This window comes from Arcobacter sp. AHV-9/2010 (assembly GCF_004116575.1).
In the GTDB taxonomy this organism is placed as follows: Bacteria; Campylobacterota; Campylobacteria; order Campylobacterales; family Arcobacteraceae; genus Aliarcobacter; species Aliarcobacter skirrowii.
Genome location: NZ_PDKH01000009.1, coordinates 23,736 through 32,022 on the forward strand (window position 1 = coordinate 23,736; position 8,287 = coordinate 32,022).

At 28.5% G+C, this 8,287-nt stretch carries 8 protein-coding genes; all 8 read left to right on the forward strand.

Annotated features, from left to right (window positions below):
- Genes CRU94_RS09440 through CRU94_RS09470 form a run of 8 tightly spaced genes read left to right on the forward strand, consistent with a single transcriptional unit; the run spans position 1 to position 8,163 of the window.
- Positions 1-348 carry a hypothetical protein gene (locus CRU94_RS09440; RefSeq protein ID WP_129106526.1) on the forward strand — a complete coding sequence of 116 codons (348 nt, stop codon included), beginning with the start codon at positions 1-3 and terminating at the stop codon, positions 346-348.
- Between the two features lie 9 nt (positions 349-357).
- Complete coding sequence (locus CRU94_RS09640) at positions 358-513, forward strand: hypothetical protein (protein ID WP_164698899.1); 156 nt, start codon at positions 358-360, stop codon at positions 511-513.
- Positions 503-1,144 carry a type IV secretion system protein gene (locus tag CRU94_RS09445; protein ID WP_129106527.1) on the forward strand — a complete coding sequence of 214 codons (642 nt, stop codon included), beginning with the start codon at positions 503-505 and terminating at the stop codon, positions 1,142-1,144. Before CRU94_RS09640 ends, CRU94_RS09445 begins: the two co-directional genes overlap by 11 nt.
- Positions 1,145-1,146: 2 nt before the next feature.
- Positions 1,147-2,001, forward strand: a complete 855-nt coding sequence (locus tag CRU94_RS09450) for a TrbG/VirB9 family P-type conjugative transfer protein (protein WP_129106528.1) — start codon at positions 1,147-1,149, stop codon at positions 1,999-2,001.
- A 1-nt stretch (position 2,002) separates the two neighbouring features.
- Positions 2,003-3,079, forward strand: coding sequence for a TrbI/VirB10 family protein (locus CRU94_RS09455; RefSeq protein WP_129106529.1), 1,077 nt, complete (start codon positions 2,003-2,005; stop codon positions 3,077-3,079).
- The gene (locus CRU94_RS09780; protein WP_129106530.1) at positions 3,076-5,643 is read left to right on the forward strand and encodes a hypothetical protein; all 2,568 of its coding nucleotides are present in this window, start codon (positions 3,076-3,078) and stop codon (positions 5,641-5,643) included. The genes CRU94_RS09455 and CRU94_RS09780 overlap by 4 nt, the downstream gene beginning before the upstream one ends.
- The gene (locus tag CRU94_RS09465) at positions 5,643-6,536 is read left to right on the forward strand and encodes an ATPase, T2SS/T4P/T4SS family (protein WP_129106531.1); all 894 of its coding nucleotides are present in this window, start codon (positions 5,643-5,645) and stop codon (positions 6,534-6,536) included. Before CRU94_RS09780 ends, CRU94_RS09465 begins: the two co-directional genes overlap by 1 nt.
- Position 6,537: 1 nt before the next feature.
- Entirely contained in the window at positions 6,538-8,163 is a 1,626-nt protein-coding gene (locus tag CRU94_RS09470; RefSeq protein ID WP_129106532.1) for a type IV secretory system conjugative DNA transfer family protein, read from the forward strand.
- The last annotated feature ends 124 nt before the right edge of the window (positions 8,164-8,287 follow it).

The following is an 8,287-nucleotide window of genomic DNA, read 5'->3' on the forward strand; positions in this document are numbered from 1 at the left end:
ATGCTTAATGAAAATCCTATTAAATCTCATACAATAAAAATACCTCTTAAATACAAACAAAATGTTAAAAAAATCAATCAAATTGCTCATAAAGCATATATTGAAGCAAAACTTACTAAGGAGATATTAAATGAGTTAGATAAAGATAGTGAAAACAGTCATATGAAAATATCTTTAAGCTATATAACAAAAGAGTATTTCAAGGATATTCAAAAAGATATTCAAAATTTAACTCTAAGAGAATTTGTTATCTGCTCTTTTTATATAGCTGAAAAACTAAATTGGAATTTTATCTGTGAAGATGAGAGGTTTTTTACAGATCAACTAAAAATGTTTAATAAAAAATAAGGAGAAAAAATGAGAAAAATTATGTTTTATATATTACTTGCTTTAGTGGTAAATGGTTGTGTTGGAAAAGACAGCAATGGTCTTTTAAAAAGTCCTTGTAGAGAAGCTCCTATACAAAAAAACAATCATTCATTAGATAGTGAGAAAGATTACTATGGCGGATAAAGAAATTGAACTTATAAGTCCTGTTGCATATAAAGCAGCAATGGTTAATAATGTTCTTCTACAAAGAGTAATAGTTGCCTTATTAGGTATTGTATTAATTTTAGGAATAGTGATTATTTCACTATTTCCACTAAAAGATACAAAAGTAAAGGTTGTTGAATTTGTAGATGGAACTTCTAATTTTGTAAGAGTTATAGAGCCGAACCAAAATATTCAATCAGATAGTTTATTGATTAATTACTTTGTTAAAAAATATGTTGTTGATAGAGAAACATGGAATAAAGTAGATGAACAAATTCGATATGAATATATAAAATCTGTATCAAATGAAAAAACTTGGAATGATATGATAGCAATTTTTACTCATTCAAAATCACCTTATGTAAAAAATGATTTTAAAAGAGCTATAAAAATTTTAAGAGTTAGTGAACTAAGTCATAATATACGACAAGTTGAATTTGAAACAAATGATATATATGGAGCTGGTACTACTTCTCAAAAACAATCAAAAGGTTATTGGGTTGCAACTCTAAAAATGAGTTTTAAAACTAGAGATGTAAATTATGAAGATAAAGATTTTAATCCACTTGGATTAATAGTTGAAGAATATTCTATAGCACAAAGGAAGTAAAAATGAAAAAAATTTTAATAATTGTATTATTATTTATACAATCTGCATATGCATTTAGAGATGAAACATCATTAAGCGATAACAATACAAATCAAGATATGTTTCCATCATCTTTAAATAGTGTTCAAAAAGCTTTTAACACATCAAATATGCACGAAAATGTAGCTGTTTATAAATATGAAGATGAAAATACTTACAAAGTTCGACTTAGAACAGCAGTTGAAACAATGTTTGTTTTACCACCTGGTGAAAAAATAATTAGCTACTCTTTAGGAGATAGTTTAGTTTTTAAATATAAACCAATTATTGTAAAAAACTATCAAACTGAAAATTTATTTACAGTAAGACCTCAAACAGCTGGAGCTGATACAAATTTAATTGTTGTTGGTGCTAGTGGAAAAATTTATAAGTTCTACCTAAGAGCTGACAATCACGATAGTCCTTTTTTACCAATATTTACAATCTATATAAGCAAAGATGGAAAAATACCATCTCCTAAACCACTTAAAACTGATTTTGAAAGTTTAGAAATATCTAGTGAAAACAAAAAAGAGTTATCTCATTTCTTGAGCAATAAAGTAGAAATGCAAAATGCAAATTTTGGTTATATCTCATTAAATGGAAGTGATGACATAAAACCTGATACAGTTTTTGATGATGGTAAATTTACATATTTCTATTTTAAATCACAAAATGGAAAAATTAAAAATCTACCAGTTGTATATAGAGTAGTTGATGATTATGATACTCCAGTTAATTCTAGAATAGAAGGAGATTTTATCATTGCTGAAACATTATCTAAAAGATGGACTTTAAGAAGTGGAACAGCTCATCACTGTATAAAAAGAGAAGATTAAAATGAAATCTAAAATTAGAAATTTCAATAAATCCTCTTTAGATAAAAAGAAATTAATCTTAATTGCAATAGTTGTTTTAGCTTCTATTGCAATAATTGCATTTATAATAAAATTAGCTTTTTTTAATAAAGTGACAGAAGATGATTTAAATGTTTACAGTGAAATAGATCCATCTTTTTTTAGTCAAATAGAAGAACCTCCTCCTCCACCAATAGTTGAAAAACCTAAACCAGTTAAAAAGGTGGTAAAAAAAGCTCCACCTCCTCCACCTCCTCCTCCAAGAGATGTATTTGTTCAAAATCAAATTATCTCTAATCCAAACCAGGAACTAATTGATAAAATCAATAAGCAAAGATTTACAAGTGGTAAAACTATGGCTTTAACACAAAATGAAAAAGGTTATGGATTTACACGAATGGAAGGTCACTATAAAATTGATACAGATAAAGCTAGTGAGAGTGTATATCTAAATAGAGTTATTACAGCTGATAGAATGATACCAGCTCTTTTAATAAATGAACTTGTTTCTGATATTGAAGGTAAATTAACAGCACAAATTGAAGATGATATTTATGGATTCCATGGAAGAGATATTTTAATTCCAAAAGGTTCAAAAGCAGTTGGAAGATATTTACCTCTTCAAAGAATAGGAGATGAGAGATTAATTGCTACATGGGATAGAATAATTACTCCTGAAGGAGTAAATATTAATTTAAAAGATTCACAATTAGCTGATACAATGGGAAGAAGTGGTGGTTATGGAGAAATTGATAGAAGGCTTTCAGAAAGATATGGTCTATCAATTTTACTATCAACTATTAATGCAGCTGTTGGATATGCAATTAGTAAACAATCAAGTGATCCAAATCAAGCTTACACTGCAACTACTTATACAAATGGTATTGCTGAAGTTTCTGGACAAATTTTAAAGGAGCAATTAAATGTAAAACCTAGAATAACAATGAGAGCTGGAACTAGAATTTTTATAAATCCAGTTCATGACATATATTTTCCTATAAATTCAAGTGGTACGGTCTTGCCAAGTCCATATTACAATGAAAAAGGAGATAAAAAATGAAAAAAATTATTGTACTAATTTTTTTAGTTTTTGTTTTTGCAAATGCAAACAATAATATTATACAACTTAGATTAATTGATAGTGTTTCTATTAATAAATCAAAAGTTGCTAGAGCTAATTTTGTTTCTTTAGGAAGCAATGCTAGTTCTGAATTTAGAAGAGCAATTTTTCAAGGAAATATTAACTATGAAAAACTAAGTAATGGTGAAACTAGAACAACTATAGTATGGTCAACTGTAAGAGATGGTCAAAAAAGTGCAAATGTACCACCATTTTTAACAAAAGTATCATCAAGAGCAACTTCTATTACTGGAGGTACTGTTGTAAAAGCTGTTGGAAACACTGAAGAGCTTACAAATGCAATTAGAAATATGGATAATGATAGCTCTTTTAGTGATACAGTTAAAGATTTAACAAGTGGTAATGAAGAAAATTTAGCTTCAGATGGTGGCTTTGGTAATAATTCTACAAATAGTTCTGATTCAAATGACTCTAGCTCTAGTGGAAACTCATCTAGTGGATGGGGTGGTGGAAGCTCTGGAGGTGGTTCTTCTAGTGGGGGAAGCGGTGGCTCGGGAAGTGGTTCAACTGGAGGAAGCAATACAACTCCACCTGTAGTTATTCCAGATAGTGGAAACAATGGTGGTTCTAATAGTGGGGGTAGTTCAAGTGGTGGTTCTAATAATGATAGTTCAACAAGATATAGTAAATGTCCACCGATAATAGAAAATGGAATATATACAGTTACTGAATATATTGATGGTTCTTGTGTACCTACAAATATGTCAAGTAGCATCTATACAACTGCTCAAGGTTGCCCTCAAGAATTAGATTTTGATAAAAATATTGCAAGAATAAGTACTAGAACTTATGCTATGCCTATGGGAGTAGAAATTTTAGTTACTCCTTGTCAAAAAACTGATAAAACTGCCAATTTGGTTGAAACTCATAATGGTTGCGAATGGAAAGCAAATCTTGATAATGAAACAGCAAACTTACAGAAAAGATATTTTTTTCACTATAACAGTGAACCTGTATATGTAACACAGTGTGTAAACAGTAATAAAACTGCTCCTATAGAGCAATTTAAAGGTGATTTAGGTTGTCAACCTATTATTGACTGGACTGGTGGAACTTATCAAGAAACTGCTAGTGAAAATGGACTTTGTCGTCCTTTCAAAGATATGCAAAAAATCTATTATGATGAAGAGCAATGTCAACCTTTTGTTGATTTTGAAAAAGGTTATGTAACTATTGCAACAATACCTTATGTAAATCAAGAAACTGGTAGAAAATATATTGGAGCTTGTCAAAAAACAAATAAAACAGAAAGTATTAAATGGACAAACGAAACTTGTTCTAATGTTATTGATAGAAAAAGAAAAATTGGTATAGAACAACATAGAGCATTTTACACTCAAAATGGTCAAAAAAAATGGTTAAATGAGTGTGGAAATAGTGAAAATACTTTTGAGCTACTTTTATTTAAAGAGTATGATCAAGCTTGTAAAAATAAAATTGATTATGTAAATAAAGAAGTATATGAAAACTATAGAACCCTAACTAGGCTAGATGATAAAGTAATTGAAGTTGAAGGATGTAAATATGAAGAGGAAAGACAAGAGCTAAAATCTACTTATGAAGGGTGTAAAAAAAGACACGATTTTCAAAATAAAAAATCTTATGAACAAGAGAGATTTTATTTTATGAAAGATGGAGATAGACAATATGTAAGTGAATGTAGAGATAGTAATATTGTTTATAATCACTACAACACAAGAGCCACTTGTAATATCGTTAATTCTGTTGGAAAAGTAATTGTTTTTGAGAGAAATGCAATCAATTTATATGATGACACTATAGAATATATTAGTGAATGCCGTCCAATTAGCGATGAAATAAAAGTAGAGCAAGAGTTTGTTGGATATGAACACGACTTTCATAATAATCAATCTTATAGGCTTGTAAGAGATTACTACATAGACCCAGTTACTCACGATAGAAAATATCTAACAAATGCAGTGAGAGATAATGTTAATTTCCCTCATATTAAAGAGGCTGGAAATTGGGAACACAATGATGAGTTAAAACATTCAGTTAGAAAATTAAGAATATCATTTATTGATACTGTTATAAATAAAAAAATATATCCAAATGGAGAGGACTTTTTTTATAGCGAACCAGTTGCTTATTCTATACTTTTCGTTGGCGAAAAAGTTGGAAGTAAATTTTCTGCAACAAGTCCACAAATTACTAGAACAAATGATGTGTATTATTATAATGGAAATCTCATAGATAGGGGTATCATTCAAACTATTAATACATATAAAACAAACATTGATACTGGTTGTAGTAAGCAATCTACAGCTGATTCTTGGGAAGTTGTTGGTATTGGAATTTATGGTGTTGGTTGTTATATGGGAGAGAAAAATGGTTATATTCACAGTTTTGCTTATGGGTTATCGGCTAATCTAGAAAAAATTGAAAATAAAACAGAATATCTAAGAATTGATGGAACAAAACTAACAATTACAAACTCAACAAGATATAGGGCTGTGCCGTGATGAAAACTCATATTTTGATGCAAAGAACTCTAGAACCACTAGAAAAATATTTAAATACAAAAGGGCTTGTTGAAGTAATAATCAACAAGCCAGGAGAGATAATATTAGAAACAAAAAATGGATTTAAATATATTCAAGACAACTCTTTAACTCTTGAATATTTAGAAGGTTTCGCTCAACAATTAGCAACAACTGTAAACCAAAAATTTGGTGAATATCATCCTATACTATCTTGTACTCTACCTATATATAACTATAGAACTCAAATTATGGGTAAAAGTGTTGTAGATACTAATTTTGCAATGGCTATAAGATGTGCTAGTGCAAATATATACCCTCTTGAAACTTGGTTTGATGAAAAAGAGATAAGTATTTTAAAAAATGCAATATTAACTAAAAAAAATATCTTAATTGCTGGAGGAACTTCTAGTGGTAAAACTACTTTTTTAAACTCTATATTATCTTTAGTACCACACGAAGAGAGAATTTTAACTATTGAAGATGCTAAAGAGCTTGAACTTCCACAACCAAATGTTACAAGGTTATTAAAAAGTAAAATGGGAACAGATATAGCAAAAACAACTTATGCTCATCTAATAAATAGTGCAGTTAGATTAAGACCAGATAGAATTATTTTAGGTGAGCTAGATATTGACAATACTTTACCTTTTCTAAGAGTTTTAAATACAGGACATGGAGGTAGTATGGCTACACTTCATGCTGATAGTGTAGATAAATCAATTGAAGCACTAATTATGAATATTTCATTAGCTGGAGCTGGTGGAAATGAAAGAGCTATAGAAAAATATATTTTAAATGCTCTTGATATTATTGTTCATCTAAAAAGAATAGATAGAGTTACATATAAAGCAACTTTAAAGGAGTTAAACTAATATGAAAATATTATTATCAATCATAGCAATAATGTTTTTTATGATTGCCATATTATTTTTTGGATTATATCATCAATTTGGAAGTATAAACAATATTCCAAATTTTGAAACAATCTTATATCTTTTAAAATCACAACATCCAAAATATCCAGACTCTATTATGATATTAACTGTATATATTATTGCAACTATATTTTTACCTATACTATTTATTGTTAGTTTATTTAAAAATAAACATAATAATGAATATGGATATGCAAGATATGCAACTTTTGATGATATAAAAAAATTCAAACTAGATTCAAAAAGTGGAATAATACTAGGTCAAAGAGGAACTAGACTTTTAAGAAGTCAAGAGCCTCTAAGTACACTTTGTGTTGCTCCTCCAGGAACTGGGAAATCTGCTGGTTTTACTATTCCTAATGCTTTAGCTTATGAACAATCACTATTTGTTCTTGATATAAAAGGTGAGATTAGTGAAAAAACAGCTGCTTATAGAAGTAACTTTTCAAAAATAATTATTTTTGATCCAGCAAATAAAGAAAATAAAACTGGTTTTAATCCATTTGATAAAAGCATTATAGAAAACTTTGATCAAAATGAAATAAATCAACATGTTCTCCAAATTGCTGAATTAATTTTTCAAAATAGCAAAGTTTCAAATTCAGATATGAGCCATTGGTATTTGGAATCAAAGAATTTATTTGTTTTCATAGCTATTTATTTGATATTTATTTCACAAAAAAACAAAACTGTGATTTCCATTCCAGGAATAAGAAGCTTTGCTCTTTCTAGTCAAAATCTCAAAGAACATATTTTTGAAATTTTGGAAGAAAATCAAGAGTTACCACAACTTGCAAGAGAATTAGGAAATGCTTTAATTCAAAAAGCTGAAAAAGAATTTTCTGGTCTTTTTTCAACTTTTCAAACAAAACTACTTGTTTTTCAAGATGATTATGTTGCTAAATCATTCTCTTTTAATTCATTTACTCCAGAACAATTGAGAGAAGAAAATATATCTTTTTACTTTAAAATTAAAGAGATAGATACAGAAAGACTAGCACCTTTAGTAAGATTAACTTTAGATTTTTTTGTAAAAACATTGCTAAAAAAAGAGAAGAAAAAAGATGATTTAAACATATTATTTTTACTAGATGAATTTCCAAGATTTGGAAGTATCCCAATTTTGTTAAAACTTCCAGCTATTGGAAGAAGTTATGGCTTATTAGCTATGTTTTTCTTTCAATCAAATGGACAAATAACTGAAATATATCAAAGGCATGGAATGGAAGAGCTAGATGCTACAACAGCTTATAAAATCATTTTAACACAAAATGAAGCTCAAACTGCAAAATCATTTTCTGATAGCATAGGAAACACAACTAGATTAATTAAAAAAGGTACAAGTAAAAGTAAAAATAATGATTTCTTTAGTTCTAATAGTGGTTCAAGCTCATCAAATGAAAATTTAGAAGGAGTTCCTCTTATAAGAACTGATGAACTACTCTCTTTACCTTTTGGTGAAATAATAGTATTAGTTCAAGGCTTTAGAAATATACCTATAAAAGCTAAAACACCATTTTGGTTTAAAAATCCACAAATGCTTGAAGCTGTAGAAAAAATATAAGTATTTAAAAATGTTGACAACTATTTTTAATTCTTGTATAATTTCACCGTTAAGAGAATGTAAAAATAACTTAAGTGGGCTGATAATCCACGAAGTCGTGTAAAGGTAGAGCTTTTTAGCTTTA